The sequence below is a fragment of the Vibrio rubrogenes genome (assembly GCF_059641415.1).
On sequence record NZ_JCARSY010000004.1, the window covers coordinates 1 to 23,526 of the forward strand.

Annotated in this window: 15 protein-coding genes and 6 tRNA genes; 15 read left to right on the forward strand and 6 right to left on the reverse strand. The window is 45.2% G+C overall.

Going from position 1 to position 23,526, the window contains the following annotated elements:
- Nucleotides 1-51: 51 nt before the first annotated feature.
- Nucleotides 52-142 (forward strand) — tRNA-Ser (locus AC55NX_RS04490).
- A gap of 284 nt (nucleotides 143-426) precedes the next feature.
- Nucleotides 427-1,965: a phospholipase D family protein gene (locus AC55NX_RS04495; protein WP_496994656.1), complete on the forward strand. Its 1,539-nt coding sequence runs from the start codon at nucleotides 427-429 to the stop codon at nucleotides 1,963-1,965.
- 333 nt (nucleotides 1,966-2,298) lie between these two features.
- On the opposite strand, the gene ilvY is transcribed toward AC55NX_RS04495, so the two are convergent.
- Nucleotides 2,299-3,195 (reverse strand): HTH-type transcriptional activator IlvY, encoded by an 897-nt coding sequence (gene ilvY / locus AC55NX_RS04500; protein WP_496994657.1) that lies wholly within the window; start codon nucleotides 3,193-3,195, stop codon nucleotides 2,299-2,301.
- A 138-nt stretch (nucleotides 3,196-3,333) separates the two neighbouring features.
- On the opposite strand from ilvY, the gene ilvC reads away from it, so the two are divergent.
- Nucleotides 3,334-4,818, forward strand: coding sequence for a ketol-acid reductoisomerase (ilvC, locus tag AC55NX_RS04505; protein WP_059119529.1), 1,485 nt, complete (start codon nucleotides 3,334-3,336; stop codon nucleotides 4,816-4,818).
- A gap of 151 nt (nucleotides 4,819-4,969) precedes the next feature.
- On the opposite strand, the gene ubiK is transcribed toward ilvC, so the two are convergent.
- The 3 genes from ubiK to AC55NX_RS04520 form a co-directional block, all read right to left on the reverse strand.
- Nucleotides 4,970-5,227 (reverse strand): ubiquinone biosynthesis accessory factor UbiK, encoded by a 258-nt coding sequence (gene ubiK, locus AC55NX_RS04510; protein ID WP_072962903.1) that lies wholly within the window; start codon nucleotides 5,225-5,227, stop codon nucleotides 4,970-4,972.
- A gap of 130 nt (nucleotides 5,228-5,357) precedes the next feature.
- Nucleotides 5,358-8,471 (reverse strand): multidrug efflux RND transporter permease subunit, encoded by a 3,114-nt coding sequence (locus AC55NX_RS04515; RefSeq protein ID WP_496994658.1) that lies wholly within the window; start codon nucleotides 8,469-8,471, stop codon nucleotides 5,358-5,360.
- Between the two features lie 11 nt (nucleotides 8,472-8,482).
- On the reverse strand, nucleotides 8,483-9,601 hold the full coding sequence (locus tag AC55NX_RS04520) for an efflux RND transporter periplasmic adaptor subunit (RefSeq protein WP_496994659.1): 1,119 nt from the start codon (nucleotides 9,599-9,601) through the stop codon (nucleotides 8,483-8,485).
- A 325-nt stretch (nucleotides 9,602-9,926) separates the two neighbouring features.
- Between AC55NX_RS04520 and rep the strand changes: the two genes are divergently transcribed.
- The 12 genes from rep to AC55NX_RS04580 all read left to right on the forward strand — a co-directional run bounded on the left by rep (nucleotide 9,927) and on the right by AC55NX_RS04580 (nucleotide 21,416).
- Nucleotides 9,927-11,948: a DNA helicase Rep gene (rep, locus tag AC55NX_RS04525; protein WP_496994660.1), complete on the forward strand. Its 2,022-nt coding sequence runs from the start codon at nucleotides 9,927-9,929 to the stop codon at nucleotides 11,946-11,948.
- Nucleotides 11,949-12,148: 200 nt separating this feature from the next.
- A tRNA-Arg gene (locus AC55NX_RS04530) sits at nucleotides 12,149-12,225 on the forward strand.
- Nucleotides 12,226-12,257: 32 nt separating this feature from the next.
- A tRNA-His gene (locus AC55NX_RS04535) sits at nucleotides 12,258-12,333 on the forward strand.
- Nucleotides 12,334-12,450: 117 nt separating this feature from the next.
- Nucleotides 12,451-12,527, forward strand: a tRNA-Pro gene (locus AC55NX_RS04540).
- An 11-nt stretch (nucleotides 12,528-12,538) separates the two neighbouring features.
- A tRNA-His gene (locus AC55NX_RS04545) sits at nucleotides 12,539-12,614 on the forward strand.
- 8 nt (nucleotides 12,615-12,622) lie between these two features.
- Nucleotides 12,623-12,699, forward strand: a tRNA-Pro gene (locus AC55NX_RS04550).
- A gap of 888 nt (nucleotides 12,700-13,587) precedes the next feature.
- Nucleotides 13,588-15,306, forward strand: coding sequence for a dipeptide ABC transporter ATP-binding protein (locus AC55NX_RS04555; RefSeq protein ID WP_496994661.1), 1,719 nt, complete (start codon nucleotides 13,588-13,590; stop codon nucleotides 15,304-15,306).
- A gap of 65 nt (nucleotides 15,307-15,371) precedes the next feature.
- Nucleotides 15,372-16,928 (forward strand): ABC transporter substrate-binding protein, encoded by a 1,557-nt coding sequence (locus AC55NX_RS04560; RefSeq protein WP_496994662.1) that lies wholly within the window; start codon nucleotides 15,372-15,374, stop codon nucleotides 16,926-16,928.
- A gap of 171 nt (nucleotides 16,929-17,099) precedes the next feature.
- Nucleotides 17,100-18,077, forward strand: coding sequence for an ABC transporter permease (locus AC55NX_RS04565; protein ID WP_496994663.1), 978 nt, complete (start codon nucleotides 17,100-17,102; stop codon nucleotides 18,075-18,077).
- A gap of 2 nt (nucleotides 18,078-18,079) precedes the next feature.
- On the forward strand, nucleotides 18,080-19,018 hold the full coding sequence (locus tag AC55NX_RS04570; protein WP_496994793.1) for an ABC transporter permease: 939 nt from the start codon (nucleotides 18,080-18,082) through the stop codon (nucleotides 19,016-19,018).
- Nucleotides 19,019-19,183: 165 nt separating this feature from the next.
- Nucleotides 19,184-20,170, forward strand: a complete 987-nt coding sequence (locus tag AC55NX_RS04575) for an SPOR domain-containing protein (RefSeq protein WP_496994794.1) — start codon at nucleotides 19,184-19,186, stop codon at nucleotides 20,168-20,170.
- Nucleotides 20,171-20,330: 160 nt separating this feature from the next.
- On the forward strand, nucleotides 20,331-21,416 hold the full coding sequence (locus AC55NX_RS04580; protein WP_496994664.1) for an ABC transporter substrate-binding protein: 1,086 nt from the start codon (nucleotides 20,331-20,333) through the stop codon (nucleotides 21,414-21,416).
- A gap of 96 nt (nucleotides 21,417-21,512) precedes the next feature.
- Here the strand turns inward: AC55NX_RS04580 and yjfF are convergent, their stop codons facing one another.
- Together yjfF and ytfT are read right to left on the reverse strand one after the other, a co-directional pair.
- On the reverse strand, nucleotides 21,513-22,511 hold the full coding sequence (gene yjfF, locus AC55NX_RS04585; protein ID WP_496994665.1) for a galactofuranose ABC transporter, permease protein YjfF: 999 nt from the start codon (nucleotides 22,509-22,511) through the stop codon (nucleotides 21,513-21,515).
- Complete coding sequence (gene ytfT, locus AC55NX_RS04590) at nucleotides 22,498-23,523, reverse strand: galactofuranose ABC transporter, ATP-binding protein YtfT (RefSeq protein ID WP_496994666.1); 1,026 nt, start codon at nucleotides 23,521-23,523, stop codon at nucleotides 22,498-22,500. Before ytfT ends, yjfF begins: the two co-directional genes overlap by 14 nt.
- Nucleotides 23,524-23,526 lie beyond the last annotated feature (3 nt).

Sequence of the window (23,526 nt, forward strand, 5' to 3'; positions counted from 1 at the left end):
AATTTAGCTAAAAATAGAATAATTAGATCTGTTTTTAGTCACAAAATTTGTGGAGAGATGGCTGAGTGGTTGAAAGCACCGGTCTTGAAAACCGGCGTACGTTAATAGCGTACCTAGGGTTCAAATCCCTATCTCTCCGCCACTTTTTAAAAAGAGCTGTTGTTATCAACAGCTCTTTTTTTATGTCCAAAAATCACTGATTCATATCAGTTAAACTTTTCCACCTATTCAACCCTCTCTTCGCATATCAGATTATTCAAAGTTTTGTGCGGCTATATCTTCGATATATTCATCTTAATAAAAAATCTATTATGAGATCGATTTGGCGGTATTATGCTTCACGCTAAGCGTAGCAGTGACATTGTGTGACCAATCGAGTATGTTATTCAACTCCGTTGCCAGCATATTTTCTTATCGTACTTATTTATGTTAAAAAGAATCAGCATCAATACTGTTTTATATTCTATCTTTCTCTTTATTGTTGGTTGCTCGTCTGCACCAGACAGTGTGCCATTATCCGATCATGACTATTGTGCTGTACCGCTGAATCGTCCAACTCAAACCTTATCTCAGTTTACTGCACCTTTTGCATCAGAAATGCAGCATAAGACCGGAGTCTATGTGTTGGAACAAGGGACGGAAGCGATGATGTCCCGCGCATGGCTGTCTGAACGTGCGGAAAAATCTATTGATGTACAATATTTTATATTTTCAATCGATAATGTTGGTCTGATTGCTACCGATTATTTGGTGCGTGCTGCTGAGCGCGGTGTCAAAGTTCGAGTGTTGGTTGATGATATTATGCTGGAAGCTCGGGGAGATGAGCTTTTAATGCTGGCTGCCCACAAGAATATCGAGATTAAAATTTATAATCCGAATGCGAATGTCGGCAAGAATATTCTCCAAAAGCTTACATCGCTTGTGACTGATTTCCATGGTCTTAATCAGAGAATGCATAACAAGGTATTTCTGGTTGATCAACAAATCGCAATTACCGGTGGACGCAATATTGCCGATGAATATTTTGGGTTCGATCATGACTATAATTTCAGGGACAGAGATGTTTTTCTCGCAGGTAAAGCCGTCCATTCAGTACAGGCATCTTTTGAACAGTATTGGCAAAGTAAGCTCAGTGTTTCCGTCGAAGATCTGATGGGGAGTCAACCATATCCGGAGAACCCAAATTTTTCTCGGTTACATTCTTATGCGTGTAATCCTGAGAATTTTAACCCAGAGATTAGAAAAGAGATCGAAGAAGTACCAGAGACCTTTAATCACCTTATGGATAAAGGTAAATTTTTATTTATCGATCATGTTGAATATATTGCTGATATTCCCGGCAAGAATGATCGGAAGCACTTTCTCGGTGGTGGGAGTATTACCAAAGATAAGTTGGTTGAACTTGCGGAAAAAGCGAGGGATAGCATCGTGATTCAAACACCATATTTGATCACGACCAAAAGAGACAGGGCTTTTCTACGTCAATTGATTAATAAAGGGGTCAAAATAAAAATTCTCACCAATAGTCTGGCATCCAATGATAATCTGGAGGCTTTTAGTGGTTATCAAAGAAATAGAGAGGCACTACTGGATACTGGTATAGAAGTTTATGAGTTCAGACCTGATGCTAAAATTAGGCAAAGGGTGATGTCGGAGCATATGTATAAACGATTACCATCTATACCGATATTTGGCCTCCATGCTAAGACAATGACAATTGATGATAATATTACCGTGATTGGGACTTATAATTTTGATCCTCGCAGTGCAAATTTGAATACTGAAAGTATGACGATTATTTACTCTCCTGATATTACAAGAGATGTGCAAGCTTCTATGTTAAAAGAAATGGAAGCAGAGAATGCATGGCAAGTGACTAAAGATTTTAACCCTGATGGAAAGGTTCGTTTATCGAAGCAGATTGGGGTGAAACTACGGAGAATTGTGCCGAAAAATATACTTTAGCACTTTGAGACTGAAATCATCAGAGCAATGTTTAAGCTATTTATTAAATGAATGGTGTTGTATATTTATTATCTTAATGATCAATATTTTCTTAAGGACGTCATGTAATAAAATATTAACTTGAATTCATATGGATTTTTATGCTCTGAAATTCATTAAATCGATGGTGTTTTAACGAGATATATATAAGAAGGTGAATTGAATATTTACTATGAAGAATATTTTGTAAATATATAGGTATAAAAACACGGTGTCAGTATCTTTTGCGGATTCACAATATCCTACCCTATGTCTTGGCCTCGACTATTTTACAGCCTAACCAACGGTTCTGAATTAAGTCACAATACTTCTTTTGGCTGTGACAACCTGCCATAAGGCTTTTACCAGCGGTTGCTCTAATTGGGACTGACGGCAGCAGACCCCCAATTGGAACGGTGGTATCAACTGACTCTCCGGCAAGCGCTGCACCTTTTCTCGGGCTGGGCTGTTATTGATGACAACATCAGGTGCAATCCCGATTCCGTATCCGAGCGCAACCATACTCACTATTGCTTCGTGACCGGCACTTTGAGCATAGATATTGGGTTTGATTCCCATTTCCTTAAACCAAGTATTGGCCCTTTCTCTTGCCGTCCCTGATTCCGGGACGATGAATGGAATCGTTGACCAGTCAATCGGGTCGGCACGAAGAGCCTGCTCGAAGCTGCTGACACCGACAGGGGCAATGACTGACAGCGGTATCTCACTGATCGATTCAAATACAATGCGGTTAGGCAGTTGTTCAGGCAAAGCTGAGATGGCTAGATCGGCTTCGTTGTTCAGGACCTTGTCGATTGCCTGAGCAGGATCACCCGTTAATAGTTTGAATTCAATAAACGGGTGTTGAGAGCGAAAATCAGCCAGTAGTTCCGGAAGGTGGCTATAGCTAGCCGTTACCGAACAAAACAGGCGGATTTCACCTTTCAGCGTTTGGTTACTCTCATGCAGTTCCGCCTGAAACTGCTGCCACTCACTGATGATTTTCAAGGCGATCGGCAGAAGTCGAAGGCCTGTTGACGTCACTTCTACTCGGCGGTTATCGCGGATAAAGAGGTGTTGTCCGATTTCATCTTCAAACTTTTGAATTTGACGGCTTAATGCGGATGGACTCATGTGCATTGCCGCTGCAGTTTTACTAAAGTTTTTACTGTCACAGAGATGGACAAAAAGTTCTAATATTCTGATATTCATATTGTTGTCTAATGTGTTGCATTTTTTGCAATACTTAGTTGTGAATATATCACTTTCGGCAACAGAATGTCTGATTTAATATGTGGATATTCGGTGCCTGCTACCGACATGATGGATCAATAACGAAGGAGCCCCTACATGGCTAACTATTTCAATACACTGAACTTACGTCAGCAACTGGATCAACTTGGCCGTTGCCGTTTTATGGACCGTGAAGAATTTGCCAATGAAGCAGATTACCTCAAAGGTAAGAAAGTTGTGATCGTTGGCTGTGGTGCACAAGGTTTAAACCAAGGCCTGAACATGCGTGATTCTGGTCTGGATGTTGCCTATGCATTACGTCAGGCGGCGATCGATGAGCAACGTCAATCCTATAAGAATGCGAAAGACAATGGTTTTGAAGTGGGTAGCTACGAGCAACTGATTCCTCAAGCGGATCTGGTGGTTAACTTGACGCCTGATAAACAGCATACCAATGTTGTTGAAACCATTATGCCTCTCATGAAAGAAGGTGCAGCGTTGGGCTATTCACATGGTTTCAATATCGTTGAGGAAGGGATGCAAATCCGTAAAGATTTGACGGTTGTTATGGTTGCACCGAAGTGCCCGGGAACTGAAGTTCGTGAAGAGTATAAGCGTGGTTTCGGTGTACCGACACTTATTGCTGTACACCCAGAAAATGATCCACAAGGAGATGGTCTGGAAATCGCGAAAGCATGGGCCGCTGCAACTGGTGGACATCGTGCGGGCTGTCTGGAGTCTTCTTTTGTTGCTGAAGTCAAATCAGACCTGATGGGTGAACAAACGATTCTGTGCGGCATGTTGCAAGCCGGCTCTATCGTGTGCTATGAAAAAATGGTTGCCGAAGGTATCGATGCCGGCTACGCAGGAAAACTGCTGCAATACGGTTGGGAAACTATTACGGAAGCCCTGAAGTTCGGTGGCATCACGCATATGATGGATCGTCTATCGAATCCTGCGAAAATCAAAGCATTTGAGTTGTCTGAAGATCTTAAAGACTTACTGCGTCCTCTGTATAACAAACATATGGACGACATCATTGTCGGTGAATTTTCTAGCACGATGATGGCTGACTGGGCAAATGATGACGCAAATCTGCTGAACTGGCGTAAAGAAACAGGTGAAACGGCATTTGAGAACTACCCTGAATCAGATGTGAAAATCACTGAGCAAGAATATTTTGACCACGGCATCCTGATGATCGCGATGGTTCGTGCTGGGGTTGAGCTGGCATTTGAAGCGATGACTGCTTCCGGGATCATTGATGAGTCAGCTTATTACGAGTCTCTACATGAGCTACCACTGATTGCCAATACCATTGCTCGCAAGCGTCTGTATGAAATGAATGTTGTTATCTCTGATACAGCAGAATACGGAAACTACCTGTTTGCCAATGTTGCGACTCCGCTACTCCGTGAAAAATTCATGCCTTCAGTGAGTACGGATGTGATTGGTAAAGGCTTAGGCGAAACGTCTAATCAGGTTGATAACGCTTATCTGATTGAGGTGAACAGCGTAATTCGTAATCATCCGGTCGAGTATATCGGTGAAGAGTTGCGTGGTTATATGAAAGACATGAAGCGTATTGCCGTTGGTGGTTAATCGGATGCTGTTGTCACTACTTTAGGTGACGATCACTGAACTGGTTATGTTATAAAAAGGCCTGAATCATTCGATTCAGGCCTTTTGCTTTTGAATGACATGAGATGTCGTCATCAAGCTTGCAGGACATGACAAGCGGCTCTCACTTCAGTTATTGATCTTGCTTGGACAATTTATCTTCCAACTCAGTAACCTTTGCTTCCAGTTGCGTCAACTTTTCACGGGTACGAAGTAACACTTGTGTCTGAACATCAAATTCTTCACGACTGACAACATCCAGCTTATTCAATTGACCCTGAATGACCTGACGAACTTTTTGTTCAACATCAGCACCAAGGTCTTTGACTGGTTGCGGCATGGCATCATGAATCTGTTTTGCGACTTGCTCTAGCTTTTTGGGATCAAACATATAGGGTAAAACTCCTCTTCTGTTACCTGTTATTCTATGTAATTCAGGCAAGAAAGTCGTTATGAAAGTCGACAAAAAAGGCCACAAACTGTGGCCTTTCACTTATCCGAATATCAAACACACCTTACGTCTATGAAGCCGTATGGGTTGGTGCTTCATTGGTTGATTGCTTTTCTTCATCGTCTTCCACAAAAACCGGTAGTGGTTTGTGTTTCTCTGCCAAGTAACTGTAGATGACAGGAAGTACAAACAGCGTAAACAATGTTCCGATCGCAAGACCAGCAACAATCACAATACCGATACTGAATCGCTGTTTGGCACCGGCACCGGTGGCATACATTAATGGAATCAGACCGGCAATCATTGCGGCTGTTGTCATCAGGATTGGACGCAGACGAATCTTAGCTGCTTCCATGACGGCTTCAATCCGATCTTTATTGAATTTCAATTGTACCTCTTTGGCAACCTCACAAATCAAGATGCCATGCTTGGTTATCAAACCAATCAACGTAATCAACCCGACCTGAGAATAAATATTGAGAGAAGTGAAACCAAAGAATCCACCCCATGCCAATGCGACCAAAGCCCCACAAATCGCGAGTGGTACAGATACCATGATGACGATTGGATCTCTGACGGATTCAAACTGAATAGCCAGAACCAAGAAGATAATCGCCAAAGCGAGAGCAAAGGTCGTATAGAGTGTGCTCCCTTCGGTAATAAACTGACGAGATTCACCCATGTAGTCGCGGGTGTATCCGGTCGGTAGCGTCTTATCGACTTCATGATTCAACCACTCAAGTGCGCTTCCCATGGTCACTCCGGGGGTTGGTACGGCACTGATGGTTGCTGAGTTCAGCTGGTCAAAGTGAGGTAATGCCCGAGGTTCTGAAACCACATCAATCTTAATCAGACTACGTAAGGGAATTGCATCTCCATTTGCGGCCAGTACATAGTAATTGTTCATCGACTCAGGGTTGAGTCGATACTTACGCTCGACTTGCGGAATGACTTCATAGGAACGTCCATAGAGATCAACGCGATTGACATACCCGTCAGCCATCATCGTTGCCAGTGTCGTCCCAATATCCTGCATTGTCACTCCATAAGCACCCGCTTTGTCTTTATCAATGCTGATCTTCATCGTTGCAGAATCGAAGTTCAGATCCAGTGTTGAGTAGACAAACAAGGGGCTCTGTTGAACTTTGCTCAGAATGTCTGAAGCCAGAGTAAACAGGTTTTCGAAGCTGTTTGGTGTTTTCAGAACTAACTGAATCGGTAGACCTGAACCGGCACCCGGCAGTTCTGGCATCTCGAAAGCCGAAACAGACATGCTCGGAACTTCTTTAAGAAGTCCTTGTAGTCGTTTTTGTATTTCAGACTGACTCGCTTCCCGCTGACTCCAAGGCACCATGACCGAGAAACCCAGAGACTGGTTTGATTTCGGCACACCAGTAAATTCCAGATTTAAGTTAACTTCAGGTTGCTTCATCAAAATATCATTGACGTGCTCCATGGTTCTCTGTATGTAGTCAAGGTTAGCGTTTGACTGGCCATTGGCAATAAACATCACCACCCCTTTATCTTCAGCCGGAGCCAGTTCGGTCGGAATAAATTTGAACAGCACCGGAAGGCTGGCAAGAATGATTAAGGCAAAAGCAATCACAACGGGGCGGTGCATCATGACAGCAGATAGCATCTTCTCGTAGCGATTGGTGATACGCTCCAAGACTGAGTGAACCCGACTTTCAAATCCGCTGGGGGTGTCGTGTGCGACAAGCATCTTTGAACACATCATCGGTGAAAGCGTCAGTGCGATAATCCCTGAAACGATTACCGAACCTGCCAGAGATAATGCAAACTCTTTAAAGAGGGAGCCTGTAATCCCTTGTGTCAGTGCGATTGGTGCGTATACCGCTGCCAGAGTGAGCGTCATGGCAATGACCGGTAATGCAATTTCTCGGGTTCCGATAATCGCAGCTCTAAACGGTGTCTCACCCAGCTTAATGTGACGGTCAACGTTTTCAAGAACAACGATCGCATCATCAACAACCAAGCCGATTGCAAGTACCATGGCAAGCAGCGTCATTAAGTTCCAAGAAAACCCGAAAGCCTGCATCACCAGAGAAACCCCTATCAGAGACAGAGGTATCGTGATGATTGGAATCACGACAGCGCGGAAAGAACCGAGGAAAAGGGTAATTACCACCAAGACGATTAGAATGGCTTCTCCGATGGTTTTGATAACCTCGTCAATCGACTCGTTGATTGCTTCTGTCGAGTCGTAGAGTAGCGTCATCTTGATATTGCTCGGCATATTCTTTTCGATGCGCGGCATAATCGCTCTGACATCACGTGCAATATCAATCGGGTTGGCGCTGGGGGCAGCATTAATCGCGGCAACAATGGCTTCTTTTCCGTTTGCGGTTGCCCGATAGGCATCATGGCTTTTTGCCAGCGAGACTTTGGCAATGTCTCCCAAGCGGATAATTTGACCACCATTCGACTTGATGACCAGCCGTTCTAACTCTGTGGTCGTAGAAACCTGTGTATCGGCATCACCATTATAAAGGACAAACTCCCCTGTCGATTGCCCCGTCGCGGATTGATAGTTATTCGCGCCCAGAACACTCATGATTTGCGATGCAGACAGTTTCAGTGCGGCCATTTTATTGGGATCTAACCAAATACGCAGGCCATATTTGATCCCACCATAGAGATCAACCTTCGACACACCACTGACTGAGAATAACTGTGGATTGACCACGCGCTCAAGATAGTCGTTGATTTGACTGGAATTCAGTTCATCACTGGAAAAGCCGATATAGAGTACCGCAGTCGTTGAACCGGTTGACATCGTCACACTCGAGTCTTCAGCTTCTTTTGGCAGTTGTGAACGCACCGAGTTGGTTTTTGCCAGAATATCAGCCAATGCCGCATTCGGATCGGTATTGAGCTTCATTTTGATCGTAATTATTGAACCGCCCATTGAGGATTCAGAGGTCATGTAGTCGATATTATCGGCTTGAGCAATGGCCTGCTCTAAGGGTTGGGTGATGAATCCCTGAATCAGATCCGAGCTGGCACCATAGTAGCCAGTCGTCACGGTGATCACGGTGTTCGTCATCTCTGGATACTGTCTGACTTGCAACTTGAATACGGCTTGTAATCCAAGCAAGGCAATCAGCAGACTCAGTGAGATAGCGAGAACCGGACGTTTGATGAAAATATCAGTAAAACGCATGAAACCTCCGGTTAAAGCATGGGAACTTCAGATGATGGTGTCAGTGTATCACTTTCCACCACATGAACTTTTGCGCCATTACTTAAGCGGACCTGACCGGAAGTGACAATAATATCTCCGTCTTTCACACCACTTAATATGTGAGCTACATCTTTTTTGCGCTCTCCCACCTGAATGACATGTTGCTTAACACGCTTTTCACCATCTTTCTCGGTCACAACGTAAACACTGTCACCATAGAGCGTGTAGGCAATGGCCACCTGAGGAATAATCACCTGGTCTTTTTGCACTGGTAGTAGGATATTTGCTTTGGCAAACATTCCGCTGCGTAGCTTGCCGTCGCTATTCGGGATATTGGCTTCTACCTGAACTAATCCACTTTGGGCATTGACCGCAGGCTCAATGGCTTTAATTGTCCCTTTAAACGAGTCATCCGGATAAGCATCGACAGCAATGTTAACGGCCTGACCCACTGAAATTTTAGATAGGTCGGTCTGCGGTATCGTGAAGTGCAGACGCATCACTGAAGTATCTTCCAGACGGACGATATTGGATCCGATATTCAAGTATTGGCCGATATAGATATTGCGGATACCCACCGAACCGGAGAAAGGTGCCGTAATTTCACGTCGGGCAATGGTCGCTTTCAAACTTTCGATATCGGCAGACAGAGAGAAATAAGTTGCTTCAGCTTCATCGAAAGATTCTTGAGACAAAGACCCTTTTGCATACAGGCCTCTGTAGCGCTCATATTTTGCTTTTGCCGCAGGTAAACGGACTTGCGCACTTTTTAAGTTCGCTTTTTCAACAGCTGAATCAAGCGTCATCAGCATTTGTCCTTTTTCGACGGAAGCGCCTGATTCGAATGTGATATCTTTAATCACACCACTGGTTTCAGTGGTGAGTGTCACACCCTGTTTCGGTTCAATAAAACCGATCGCTTCAATAACAGGTGTCCAATCTTGCACTTTAATCTGAGAAACTGTAATCGGAAATGAGGGTTCGGGCATGTTGGCAAAATAGTCATTCATCGCTTTTTGCTTGAACAAATTTATTCCGATAACACTACCTAACAGCACAATGACAATCAGCAGCATCGAGAGTGTCCATAGTAATGTCCGCTTTTTCATTCGATGTTAAACTCCAAGTTTAATGATGAACTAGCCTCAACAAGTTTGTTTCTCTAGTTTATGCAATAAGGTGAATTTCTGATAAAGCTGAATGAACTATCAGAATAATTGGTTCGCTTGATTGCTAACTTTTTGGTATTGAAGCATGAATTAGGCTGCCATTATAGCTTACAGAGTAGCCATATATGCAACACACTTGTGCAGTAAATTATGTAAAAAATCGCATATTAACACGAGTGGTAAATTTATCAGCCGGGCATTATCATGAGGGCGCGTGAATGTCCTCGTAAACCAGTCATCAAGTTCAGAGCAGATGAGATAACGGATGAAGTTAAATCCAAGACAAGATGAAGCCGTCAAATATATATCCGGTCCGTGTTTGGTGCTTGCCGGTGCCGGATCAGGTAAGACCAGAGTGATAACCAATAAAATTGCCTATTTAGTTCAACAGTGTGGCTATAAAGCGCGCAATATTGCTGCGGTGACGTTTACCAATAAAGCGGCCAGAGAAATGAAAGAACGGGTCGCTCAAACGCTAGGGAAAAAAGAATCCCGTGGCCTGATGGTTTCAACTTTTCATACGCTTGGCTTAAATATCATTCGCCGGGAATATAAAGCACTCGGTCTGAAGGCCGGTTTTTCTTTGTTTGATGATCAGGACCAGTTGGCTCTCCTCAAGGCGTTGACGGAAACACAGATCGATGGGGATAAGGATCTATTGCGTCAGTTGCTCAGCACCATCTCCAACTGGAAAAATGACATGCTATCTCCGGCGCAGGCTAAGGCGAGTGCCAGAGGTGAACAGGAACAGCTATTTGCGTTTTGTTATGAGCTGTATCAGAACCAGATGAAGGCCTACAATGCACTGGATTTTGATGACTTGATTCTGATGCCGGTCGGATTACTGAAAAACAATGAGCAAGTCAGGCAGCACTGGCAGTCAAGAATCCGTTATCTGCTGGTGGATGAATATCAGGATACCAATACCAGTCAGTATGAGTTGGTTAAGCTGCTGGTGGGAGAGCGAGGCCGGTTTACGGTTGTAGGGGATGATGACCAATCGATTTATTCATGGCGAGGTGCCAAACCACAAAATCTGGTGTTGTTGGGAGAAGACTATCCGAATTTACGGCTGATTAAGCTGGAGCAGAATTATCGTTCGACCAACCGGATTTTGCATTCGGCCAATATTTTGATTGCCAATAATGCGCACGTATACGACAAGAAACTCTTTTCTGAACTCCCTGACGGCGAAAAACTGAAAGTCATTATGGCCAATAATGATGAGCATGAAGCAGAACGTGTCACCGGTGAAATTATTGCCCACAAATTTATCAATCATGCAGCGTATCGTGACTATGCCATTTTATACCGGGGCAATCATCAATCCCGTTTGATTGAAAAAAGTCTGATGCAGAACCGAGTTCCTTACAAAATCTCAGGGGGGACCTCTTTCTTTGCACGAGCTGAGATCAAAGACATCATGGCGTATCTGCGGGTGTTGGTGAATCCTGATGATGACAATGCTTTTTTGCGCATTGTTAATACACCGCGTCGTGAGATTGGCCCGGTGACGTTAGAGAAACTGGGGAGTTATGCCAACATGCGTGGTAAAAGCCTGTTTGAAGCCAGTTTTGAAATTGGGTTAGAGCAACATCTGACCGGTAAAGGGCTGGAAAATTTAAGGCGTTTTACCCAATGGCTGGTGCGGTTATCGGATCAGGCAGAAAGAGGCGATACCGTTGACGTTGCACGCTCACTGGTACGCGATATTCATTATGAAGACTGGCTGTACGAAACCTCATCAAGCCCCAAAGCGGCTGAAATGAGAATGAAGAACGTTTCTGACCTCTATTCATGGATTGTCGCTGATTTAGAGGGGAACAACCCCGATCAGGAAGAAAAATCGCTCAAAGAGGTGGTTCAGCGCCTGACTTTGCGTGACATGATGGAGCGCGGCGAAGAAAATGATGACAGTGATGCAGTCCAACTGATGACCTTACACGCATCCAAAGGATTGGAATTTCCGTATGTTTATCTGATCGGCACTGAAGAAGGTATTTTGCCTCATCAAACCAGCATTGATGAAGATAACATCGAAGAAGAGCGGCGCCTGATGTATGTCGGTATTACCCGGGCTCAGAAAGAGATGACCTTTATTGTGTGTAAAGAAAGGCGCCAATATGGGGAGCTCATCCGCCCAACGCACAGTCGTTTTTTGGATGAATTACCTTATGATGATGTGACTTGGGAACAGAAGAAAAAAGAGCTTTCACCACAGGAACGAATGGAAAAAGGGCAGGCTCATATTGCTAATTTGCGAGCCATGTTTAAAAAGGATTCTTGACGAATTAAGCGGGAAAAGCAACGATAGGACACGGTACGGTGCAATGCTTTTTCGGCAGCGTCCAACTGTCTGATTCTCGAAGAGATGCTTTTTTCAGTGAGGACTGACGAAAAAGGCGTCAAACGAGAAAAAAAGTTGAAAAAACACTAGACGACAAACCATGATATCCGTATCATTCCCCTCCGCCGATAGGGCATGATGCGCCCGTAGCTCAGCTGGATAGAGCGTTGGCCTCCGGAGCCAAAGGTCGAAGGTTCGAATCCTTTCGGGCGCGCCATTTGCGGAGGAATGATCGGCAACAGACGTATGGTGGCTATAGCTCAGTTGGTAGAGCCCCGGATTGTGATTCCGGTTGTCGCGAGTTCGAGTCTCGTTAGCCACCCCATTTCCTGAGAGCACTTCCCCATTTGGGCTGTTTTTCAGAGAGACAAACGGACTGTTTGCCTTGAGCATATATCTTATGCTGTCGGCAGTGATAGACAATATCAAACAATAAATGTATCGGTGAATAGCGCAGTTTGGTAGCGCATCTGGTTTGGGACCAGAGGGTCGGGGGTTCGAATCCCTCTTCACCGACCACTTTTTCAGTGGTGGCTATAGCTCAGTTGGTAGAGCCCCGGATTGTGATTCCGGTTGTCGCGAGTTCGAGTCTCGTTAGCCACCCCATTTATTCTCGGTGAATAGCGCAGTTTGGTAGCGCATCTGGTTTGGGACCAGAGGGTCGGGGGTTCGAATCCCTCTTCACCGACCACTTTCAGAGCCTCGGCAGATGCCGGGGCTTTTTTGTATCTGCGATATTTCTCGTGTGCTGACCAGCCTCTTTCTGCATCCTATTCCTATTCGGCCATCGCGCAGTTTGGTGGCGCATCGATTCTTTTAAGTATAAGCGGACCAGAGGATGGTTTTGGGGTTCGAATCCCTCTTCACCGACCACTTTCAGAGCCTCGGCAGATGCCGGGGCTTTTTTGTCTCTGTGATATTTCTCGTGCGCCGACCAGCCTCTTTCTGTCGCCTATTCCTATTCGGCCATCGCGCAGTTTGGTGGCGCATCGATTTATGAACGTAAAAAATAGTGCAATTTTATTTCGCATCGATTTTTGAATAGATTCAGTTTCATACTATTATTGATACTGTCAATAGTCAGCCTAGTATAATTGACTAGGTTGTTAGGACATCGAATGTAAAAATTTAGTTAATATGATGACAGTGTTAACAACCAGCGTGAGTGATTATTTTGGTCTAATATATTGTATGTATGTTTTACTCTGGATACTCACAACATCTATCTGGTGTTTTTCAGCATTTTTTTATGTGGTCTTCTTGAGATGTATTTGAAATTTGATTTGGATTTTTATTCCAGATTATTAGTTTTAATTTATATTTTAAACTGATGACGATTACATTTTCATGTGGTATTTTTCTATCCTCTAATATAAGAAAAATGCACAAAAAAAGCATTTTTATTCGATTTTTATCGCGAATTATCCGAGTATAGTGAATTTATATACTATGTTTATTGCTTTTTTTTGAAATTTTTGCACAATGATAAGCTTTGTGAGGAATCAGCAGAATATGCTGATGTGAAAGGATTCAACTCTTTAGGCTCGGCATTCGCTGCGAGTCAGAGGTCATATTTGTCATGTCTCTTTTAGAAGTTAAAAATCTTCAAATCGAATATCCGTCACGGCATGGGGTTCATGCCGCAGTGAAATCCCTTTCTTTTCAGATCGAGCGCGGAGAAATCGTCGGTGTGGTTGGCGAGTCTGGAGCGGGGAAGTCAACTGTCGGTAATGCGGTGATTGATCTGCTCAGCCCGCCGGGTGTTATCGCCGGTGGTGACGTCTATTTAAACGGTGAAAAGATTTCGGGACTGTCACCGGAGCAGATGAGACGTGTGCGGGGATCGAAAATTGGATTTATTTTTCAGGATCCGATGACATCGTTGAATCCGCTCTTTACGGTTGAGCAGCAACTGAAAGAAACGATTCATGCCAACATGAAAGTGACGGATGAAGAAGCCTATCAGCGTGCGCTTTCACTCATGCAGCAAGTTGGTATCCCACAACCTGAGAACCGCTTAAAACAATATCCGCATCAATTTTCCGGTGGAATGCGTCAGCGAGTCGTCATTGCCATCGCCTTAGCCGGTGAACCTGATTTGATTATCGCGGATGAACCGACCACTGCGCTGGATGTTTCGATTCAGGACCAAATCTTGAATCTGATTCGCGACTTATGTGTTCAGAATCAAGTGGGTTGTATGTTGGTCACCCATGATATGGGCGTGGTATCGAATGTGACCGATCAGGTTGCGGTGATGTACCGTGGTGATCTCGTTGAATTTGGGCCGACAGCACAAGTTTTGGGAGCACCGCAGCATCCTTATACCAAGAGCCTGATTTCGGCAGTCCCCCGTTCGGATGTCAAGCTTGAGCGTTTTCCTCTGGTCAGTTATATCGAAGAGGCCAGCGAGATGAAACCGCTGGATATTAAGAACCACTGGCTCGGACAACGGCAGGATCAGCGTGACTACTCCGGTGCCTTATTACGGGTCGAAAATGTTAACTTGCGTTTTGTGACCAAAGATTCGTTTTTTGAAAGTCGGCGTGAGTATGTTCAGGCTTCAAACCATGTGAGTTTTGAGGTGATGGAAGGCGAAACCTTTGGTTTGGTCGGTGAGTCTGGTTCCGGGAAGTCAACCATTGCGCGAATTATTGCCGGTTTGTATGTGCCGAATTCCGGGAAGATTACTTTTGAGGGGATCGACCTCACTGCACTCACTTCAGAAAAAGCACGTCGTCCGCTGCGTCGTCAGATGCAGATGGTGTTTCAAAACCCTTATACTTCAATGAACCCTCGTATGAAGGTCTTTGATATTATTGCCGAACCGATACGTTTTCACCATTTGACGAAAAACGAATCTGAAACGCGACAGATTGTCTATGACTTGTTGGATCACGTTGGTCTTGGACGGATGGCTGGGGTCAAGTATCCACATGAGTTCTCCGGTGGACAGCGCCAGCGTATTTCGATCGCGCGTGCTTTGGCAACGCGCCCTCGGTTATTGATTTGTGATGAACCGACATCCGCGCTGGATGTTTCGGTTCAGGCGCAAATCCTGAATTTGTTAAAAGATTTACAAGCAGAATTGAACTTAACCATGCTCTTTATCAGCCATGATTTACCGGTGATCCGCCAAATGTGTGATCGGGTTGGTGTGATGAAGATGGGAACATTACTCGAAGTTGCACCGACAGAAGCGTTGTTTTCTGCACCGCAACATGAATATAGCCGCCAGTTAATCTCTCTGATGCCGGAATTTACAGGGCTGAAAGAAGATGTTGCGGCGCTGCGTTGATCTCAACCCCAAAAGACAAAAGCAAACACACGAAGGGATGAACTTCCCGCATAAGGAGTTATGCAATGAAAATGATAAAAACTAAACTGGCTGTCGCATTGATGGCTGTCGGACTGAGTTTCTCAGCTGCTGCTGCGGATATTACGATTGCTTATGCAGCTGACCCGGTTTCTATGGACCCACAGGAACAGTTGTCTGAAGCAACCTTACAACTGTCTCATATGGCGTTCGATCCCCTTGTTCGCTATACCCAGTCTAAAGAGTTTGAACCTCGTCTGGCGACAAGTTGGGAACGTATTAATGACACCACCATGCGCTTCCATTTGCGTCACGGCGTCAAATTCCACACTGGCAACCCCTTCTCTGCAGATGATGTGATCTGGACATTCAACCGTCTGAAATCTTCAGACGATTATAAAGGGATCTTTGCTTCAATTGAGAAAGCTGTCAAAGTTGATGATTATACCGTTGATCTGGTGACCACTGGCCCATACCCACTTATTCTGCAAAATGCGACTTATATTTTTGCCATGGATAGTAAGTTTTATTCAGGTAAAACTGAAGACGGTAAAGATAAGTCAGAAATCATCAAGCATGGTAATTCTTTTGCATCAACGCATGAATCCGGTACCGGGCCATTTGTTGTCACCTACCGTGAGCAAGGCGTAAAAGTTGAGTTTGAGCGGTTCAAAGACTATTGGGATAAAGATTCAAAAGGCAACGTTGATCACCTCACATGGGTACCGATCAAAGAAGATGCAACACGTGTTGCAGCATTGCTTTCCGGGGATGTGGATATGATTGCCCCAGTTGCTCCGAATGATCTGGAGCGGATTGATGAAGCAAAAGACATCGATTTGGTCACCATTCCCGGTGAACGGATTATCACATTTCAGATGAATCAGAAAAGCCAGCCAGCCTTTAAAGATAAGCGGGTACGTGAAGCGGTGATTTATGCGGTTAACAATACCGGTATTGTGAAAAAGATCATGAAAGGTTTTGCAACAGCTGCAGCGCAACAGAGCCCAATCGGCTATTTGGGGTATAACTCAGATCTGAAACCACGTTACGACCTGAAAAAAGCCAAAGCACTGATGAAAGATGCCGGCTATGAAAAAGGCTTTAACATCACGATGATTGCACCGAATAACCGCTACGTGAATGATGCAAAAATTGCTCAGGCTGTAGCTTCAATGCTGTCTAAAATCGGTATCAAGGTCGATCTGAAAACCATGCCAAAAGCACAATTCTGGCCTGAGTTTGATAAATGTGCTGCGGATATGCTGATGATCGGCTGGGCCTCAGATACACAAGATTCTGGTAACTTTACAGAATACCTGACCATGACGCGCAATGCTGAAACCGGTAAAGGTCAGTACAACTGCGGTTACTACTCTAACCCAGAAGTGGATCGTCTGGTCGAAGCCTCTAACGTTGAAACCGATTCAGCGAAACGCGCAACCATGCTGAAAGAGGTTGAGGCAAAGCTCTATCAAGATGCTGCATTCGTACCGCTACACTGGCAAAACCTTGCTTGGGGAGCCAAATCTAATGTGGATATCAAACCGGTTGTGAACGCAATGAATTACCCTTACTTGGGTGATTTAGTTGTCAAAGAGTAACAATCTCTGCTGAGCCAGTATGCCTAATAACAATGAGGCATACTGGCTTGTATTTATTTCCTGTTATTACGGTGCTTATTTCATTCAGTCGGATAAGCACCTTTTTCAGACTGAACTCTCGTTAAAGTCATTTGGCTTGTAACGAGGTCACAGATAGCCAAGGGGCAAGATATGTTCTCTTTCCTGATCAAACGTCTGGTTCAGGCGTTTGTCGTTATGTTTGTCATCAGCTTAGTCGCTTTTGCCATTCAGGATAATTTAGGTGATCCACTGCGTGAGCTGGTGGGTCAGTCCGTGTCAGAGGCACAACGCCAGGAACTTCGTGATGAAATGGGGCTCAATGATCCATTTATGGTGAAATATGTCCGATTTATCAAAGCTGCATCGCACGGTGATCTCGGGACGTCGTATTTCTTTAAGCGTCCTGCACTGGATGTCATTCTGGAAAAACTCGTCGCAACGCTGGAACTGGTATTCGGTGCCGCGGCAATTATTATTTGCCTGTCTATTCCTCTTGGTGTTTATTCAGCGATCCATCCGAAAAGCTTTTTTTCCAAGGTCATTATGGCGGCCAGTAGTATTGGTATCTCGATTCCGGTCTTTCTGACTGCAATCATGTTGATGTATATCTTCTCAATTGAACTGGGATGGTTGCCTTCTTACGGTCGGGGCGAAACGGCCAATGTGCTGGGATGGGAATCAGGCTTCTTTACACTTGATGGTTTAGCGCACCTTATTTTACCGTGTATCTCGCTGGCATCGATTATGTTACCACTGTTTATTCGTTTGGTTCGCTCGGAAATGCTGGAAGTTCTGAGTTCAGAATACATTAAGTTTGCCAAGGCAAAAGGATTGGCATTGCGTAAAATCTACTATCGTCATGCTCTGAAAAATACCATGTTACCGGTATTAACGGTTGGCGGGGTACAGCTCGGTACCATGGTCGCTTATACCATCCTGACCGAGACTGTCTTTCAATGGCCGGGGACCGGTTTTCTGTTTCTGGAGGCAATCAACCGAGTCGATACACCATTGATTACTGCCTATGTTATTTTCGTTGGCCTTGTTTTTGTGGTAACCAATACCATTGTCGATCTGCTATATGGATTGATTAACCCGACCGTCAACCTCACCGGAAAAGGAGCGTGATGATGAAACAGGCCGTATCCGCCCCGTCTCTCTGGGAACGTTTTAAAAAATCGGATTTTCTCTACTATTTCTTAAACGACAAAGTCGCGATGTTCAGCTTTGCTGTTTTTCTCACTTTTGTTGTCGTTGCTTTATTATCACCAGTGATTGCGCCGACCAATCCTTATGATCTGACTTCGCTGGATATTATGGATTCAGAAATCCCACCGACATGGATGCCGGACGGGGATAGCCGTTTCCTGCTTGGCACTGATGATCAGGGCCGGGATATCCTCTCAACGATGTTATATGGTTCGAGACTCTCTTTGACCATCGGATTTCTGGCGGTGGCGCTGCAACTGTTTCTCGGTATTGTCATCGGTCTTTCATCCGGGTATTTCGGCGGCCGGATTGATAGCTTCTTGATGCGTTTTGCCGATGTGCAGCTGTCTTTTTCAACCATGATGGTTGCAATTATTGTTTCGGCAATTTTTAAGGCAAGTTTTGGCAGTGAGTTCTATAGCGAATATGCGGTGATCATGCTGGTTGTCATTATCGGCATTGCCGAATGGCCACAATATGCAAGAACGATTCGTGCTTCCGTCCTGGCCGAGAAAAAGAAAGAGTATGTTGAAGCTGCTCGCGTGATGGGATTTAAATCACTGAGAATTATGTTCCGTCACATCCTGCCGAACTGTTTATCTCCTATTTTGGTGATTTCGACGGTTCAAGTTGCCAATGCCATCATGTCTGAAGCGGCACTTTCTTTCCTCGGTCTTGGATTGCCGGTCGATCAACCGTCGCTCGGCTCGTTGATCAGTATTGGTTTCAACTATATTTTCTCCGGTTCATGGTGGATTACTGCATTCCCGGGTATTGTGTTGGTGCTGTTGGTTCTGGTGATTAACCTGCTTGGTGACTGGCTCAGGGATGTTTTTAATCCTAAACTTTACAAAGGATGATGAAGTCGATTGATTTATCGATGAAAATTCTCCTAAACTGAGCCGTATAACTAATAGATACGGCTCTTTTTTTGCATGTTTTTCTGTATCATATTGGAGCAGTGTTGTGATCGATTGATGATTTGACAACTTAAAAAGTAATGAAAGGATTTTGTTGTGAACGTGATGATAAAGGTCACCAAAAATATCCTAATGGGTTTTGCCTTATTTTCTTGTATTTTTTGGGCTCATTGGGTGAACGCACAAGAAGAATTTCTTTGTGATGCGACACAGGCTTCCACACAGGAGCTTCCCACATTAGACAAAAACTGTCCGATCGGTGAAGGTTTATGGGGGAAAAGCCAACCTCGGAGTCAGAACTCAATGTTCTGGATTCAGTGTGGTATTTTTAGTCAGCCGATGCCGTTAGCTGATGCAAAGGTACTTTACCGACAAATCTCTACCGATGTCTGGATGAAACCCGGTACCAATCAGTATCGCTGTTTGATCGGGCCGTATAGTGATATTCGCAAAGCAAGGCAGGAGCTGAAGAAAATTCATCAACTGAAGGGATATCATGAAGCGTTTATCCGAGAAGTTCGTAAACAGCAACAAGGTGCTTCTGCGACGAGAACAGCTACGCCGACTAAAGCATCAGTGGTTCCGCATCGTGTGAGTCAACCTCGTACAACACCATTGCCCGCAAAACCATTACCCGCAAAACCATCGCCTGCAACACCATCGCCCACTGCACAGTCCCAGCCATCTCAAGCGGTACAAACGCCAACCGCACAGGTGTCAAATCAGGCGGCAGCGCCCCGAAGCTCTCCTACAGCAGCCGAAGATGTTGTTATCCGTAAGCAAACCGTCATTGCCGGGGTTAAATATGTGATTCCTTTTCTGGGGGTTAAAGCATCCCAATTCTATATGGAATATGAAATCCCATGGAACCGGTTGAGTTATGAGCAAGCCTATGCAACCTGTCAAAAAATTGGCATGAAGATGGCGACGGAGAGTCAATGGAAACAACTATTGACATCTCAGGTCATGAATCGGGAACAGTGGCCTCTCTACCTACCTTATTGGGGAATGGATAAGAAAGGGATGTTCACCAGCGGCAAAGTCAGTCAGTTGAAAGGTTCATCGCTACTGAATGTTGTTTGTGTGCAATAATATTATCGTTCTCAACTACCCATTACAGCTTTTAGACATCAATGACGATGAACATCAAATAAGATGATATTTCCTATCAAATGATAATGAATATTATTTATTTTTTTACTAATCGGGTAAAATCCAGCTTTTGCTATCCCTGCTTGTAAAGGAATTCATCATGCTTAAAAAGTTCATGACGCTTTTTTTGATTTTATTTGTACCTCAGGCTGTTGCTCAGGTGACGACGGTGACTGACGTATTAGGTCGTCAGGTCACGCTTGATCTGCCAGCCAAACGCGTATTGCTCGGTTTTTATGGCGAAGACTATATGGCCATCGGTACGGAAAAGTCATTTGATCATGTTGTAGGGATGTCAAAGGGGATCTGGGAGCAGTGGCGTCCGGCAAACTGGGCGATGTATGTTGCGCATCGGCCATCACTCAAAACCTTGCCTGATGTGGGTAAAGTGGATACTCAGACATTCTCTGTCGAAAAAGTGATCAGTTTACATCCAGACTTGCTGGTATTGGCTGAGTGGCAGTACAAAGGTTTGGGAAGCGATGTGGATCGTATGGAGCAGGCTGGTATTCCGGTGATTGTGATTGATTACAACGCTCAGACGGTCGAACGACATGTTCAAAGTACACTGATTATTGGCCAAATTACCGGTCAGGAAGCTCGCGCAAAGAAAATTGCGACCGAATACAAAAATATGATTCAGGTGGTGGAAGACCGTCTGGCAAAGGCCAATCTGCCGAAGCCGACAATCTATGCTGAGTTTGGTTTTCCGGGGACAAAAGAATATGGTTACACTTTCGGCAAAAATATGTGGGGTGCGATGGCCGAAGTTGCCGGAGGGGATAACATCTCCAAACCATTTGTCGAATGGTGGGGACATTTGAATCCTGAGCAAGTATTAGCGGCTCAGCCAGATGTTGTGCTGATCACCGGTTATGAATTTGGTGGCGCTGATGATGCCATGTTGATTGGTCAGAATGTTGATCGTGCAACTGCAATAGCCCGCTTAAAAGGCTACAAACACCGTTTAGGTTGGGATAGCCTGCCTGCGGTGAAGAATAACCGGATGATTGGTATCTACCACGGTGCTTCACGCAGCATTATGGATGCCCCGATGACCCAGTTCATCGCCAAAGCGCTGTATCCGGATTTGTTTGCAGATTTGGATCCTGAAACTGAATATCTCAACTTCTACAAGAAATATCTGCCAGTAACACCGACAGGCACTTTTGCCGTCTCTCTCTAATTGATTGGTAAAGAGATTGGTAAAGAGATTTCATTGACAAAGCCGCTGTAAAAAACAGCGGCTTTATCTTTGATGCAGTACGGAAACCACAACTTGCTAAGTGCCTTCCGCAGTTGCGGCCTTCATGGTGTTCACCACTTTATTACGTTCTGAAATCACAATCAGCAATCGCTGCAATCCGATGAAAGCAAACAACAGAATGCCGATGATGATTTTGGTCCACCATGAACTGAGTGTGCCGTCAAAAGTAATATAGGTCTGAATCAGCCCTTGAATCAGTACACCGAACAGCGAGCCGAACACCGTTCCGACGCCACCGGACAGTAACGTTCCCCCGATCACGACCGCCGCAATGGCATCCAGCTCAACGCCGACCGCGGCCAGCGGATAACCGGCAGACGTGTAGATCGCGAACACAATTCCGGCAGTCGTTGCTAATAAGGTGGACAGCATGTAAATACCGATTGTAGTTTGCTTGACGGCAACCCCCATTAATCCTGCGGAAACGGCATTCCCGCCGATGGCATACACATTGTTACCAAAGCGTGTGCGATGAGCGACTAAAATACCGATAATCACCACAGCAAGCATAATCACGGCTAACAAACTCAGACGTCCGCCACCGGCGATTTTCCACATACTGCGGGAAAGCTCCCGGAAAAATGGATGGGTAATCGGCAGTGATTGTTCTGAGATCAGGAAGCTGGTTCCCCGTAAGAAAAACATCCCGGCAAGCGTAATGATGAACGGGGGGATTTTTAAGGTGTGTATCAACCATCCCATTCCGGCACCAAATGCACCGCCCATGATGAGGACAATCACCATGGCTAATTGCGGGGCAACCTGCCAGTCACCAATCATTTTCGCCAGAAAAACACCGGTAAACGCAATCACCGCGCCAACGGATAAATCAATCCCGCCGGAAAGGATGACAAAGGTCATGCCGACCGCGACGATTCCCAAAAAGGCATTGTCCGTCAGAATATTACATATCACCCGAGTCGATGCAAAAGCCGGAAACTCAACCAAGCAGATCAGGTAACCAATGATAAATACCAGAATCGTGATTACGAGTGGCAAATTACGCTTTACCATGCTGGCGTCCTCCTTTCAGCAGTTGCACCACAGCCGGAGATTGCATCACCAGAACCAGTAACACCACAATCGCTTTGACGATTTGATTCCATTGGGGCTGATAGCCGGAGAGCAGAATTCCGGTGTTCACACCTTGAATGATCAGGGCACCAATCAGAGCAATAAAGAGATTAAAACGTCCCCCGGCAAGGGAGGTTCCTCCGATGACCACTGCGAGAATCGCATCCATTTCCAGCCACAAGCCTGCATTGTTGGCATCGGCGCCGCGGATATCCGCGGCGACAATCATGCCGGCAACCGCCGCAGTAATCCCACTGATCATGTAAGTGGATATCACCACCGTTGGCGCATTGATTCCGGCATTTTTAGCTGCCCGGATATTGATCCCGACGGATTCAATAAACAGCCCTAATGCGGTTTTCTGAGTCAGCAGCCAGATCGTGACCGCGACCACAATCGTGATCACGACCGGTGTCGGCAGATAGAGGAAAGAGCCACTGCCGATCCAAGCTAACGTTTCATTATTAAAGGTCACGATTTGCCCTTCGGTAATAAGCTGGGCAATCCCTCGTCCGGCAACCATCAGGATCAGCGTGGCAACGATCGGCTGTATTTTGAAGACCGCGACCAGAAAGCCGTTCCATAAACCGCATAAAGCACCCGCCAGCAATGAGACCAGAATAATTACTGCCACCGGATAGCCCTGAGTTGCCAGACTGGCAAACGTTGCACCGCTGATCGCCATCACCGCACCGACGGATAAATCGATCCCTCCGGTGGCAATTACCAACGTCATGCCAATGGTTAATAGTGCCACGGGGGAGCAACGATTGAGGATATCAATCACGCTGCCGAACAGGCGTCCGTCTTGTATATTGATGGAAAAGAAGTTGTCTGCTGCGAAACTGTTGATCAGGAGCACACAGATAAGTGCAGCGATTTGCGGCGTGCCTTTGGGTAACTTCTGTTTCCAGTCCGAGCTGAAATATGCCCGTAAACTTGATGTATCCATAAC

Excerpts from the sequence above, each read along its gene's own strand:
- ilvC (WP_059119529.1), top strand. The coding sequence starts at position 3,334 with ATGGCTAACTATTTCAATACACTGAACTTACGTCAGCAACTGGATCAA.
- AC55NX_RS04565 (WP_496994663.1), top strand. The coding sequence starts at position 17,100 with ATGTTCTCTTTCCTGATCAAACGTCTGGTTCAGGCGTTTGTCGTTATG.
- AC55NX_RS04520 (WP_496994659.1), bottom strand. The coding sequence starts at position 9,601 with ATGAAAAAGCGGACATTACTATGGACACTCTCGATGCTGCTGATTGTC.
- ubiK (WP_072962903.1), bottom strand. The coding sequence starts at position 5,227 with ATGTTTGATCCCAAAAAGCTAGAGCAAGTCGCAAAACAGATTCATGAT.
- AC55NX_RS04495 (WP_496994656.1), top strand. The coding sequence starts at position 427 with ATGTTAAAAAGAATCAGCATCAATACTGTTTTATATTCTATCTTTCTC.
- AC55NX_RS04515 (WP_496994658.1), bottom strand. The coding sequence starts at position 8,471 with ATGCGTTTTACTGATATTTTCATCAAACGTCCGGTTCTCGCTATCTCA.
- ilvY (WP_496994657.1), bottom strand. The coding sequence starts at position 3,195 with ATGAATATCAGAATATTAGAACTTTTTGTCCATCTCTGTGACAGTAAA.
- AC55NX_RS04560 (WP_496994662.1), top strand. The coding sequence starts at position 15,372 with ATGAAAATGATAAAAACTAAACTGGCTGTCGCATTGATGGCTGTCGGA.
- AC55NX_RS04575 (WP_496994794.1), top strand. The coding sequence starts at position 19,184 with ATGATAAAGGTCACCAAAAATATCCTAATGGGTTTTGCCTTATTTTCT.
- AC55NX_RS04580 (WP_496994664.1), top strand. The coding sequence starts at position 20,331 with ATGCTTAAAAAGTTCATGACGCTTTTTTTGATTTTATTTGTACCTCAG.
- AC55NX_RS04555 (WP_496994661.1), top strand. The coding sequence starts at position 13,588 with ATGTCTCTTTTAGAAGTTAAAAATCTTCAAATCGAATATCCGTCACGG.
- rep (WP_496994660.1), top strand. The coding sequence starts at position 9,927 with ATGAAGTTAAATCCAAGACAAGATGAAGCCGTCAAATATATATCCGGT.
- yjfF (WP_496994665.1), bottom strand. The coding sequence starts at position 22,511 with ATGGTAAAGCGTAATTTGCCACTCGTAATCACGATTCTGGTATTTATC.
- ytfT (WP_496994666.1), bottom strand. The coding sequence starts at position 23,523 with ATGGATACATCAAGTTTACGGGCATATTTCAGCTCGGACTGGAAACAG.
- AC55NX_RS04570 (WP_496994793.1), top strand. The coding sequence starts at position 18,080 with ATGAAACAGGCCGTATCCGCCCCGTCTCTCTGGGAACGTTTTAAAAAA.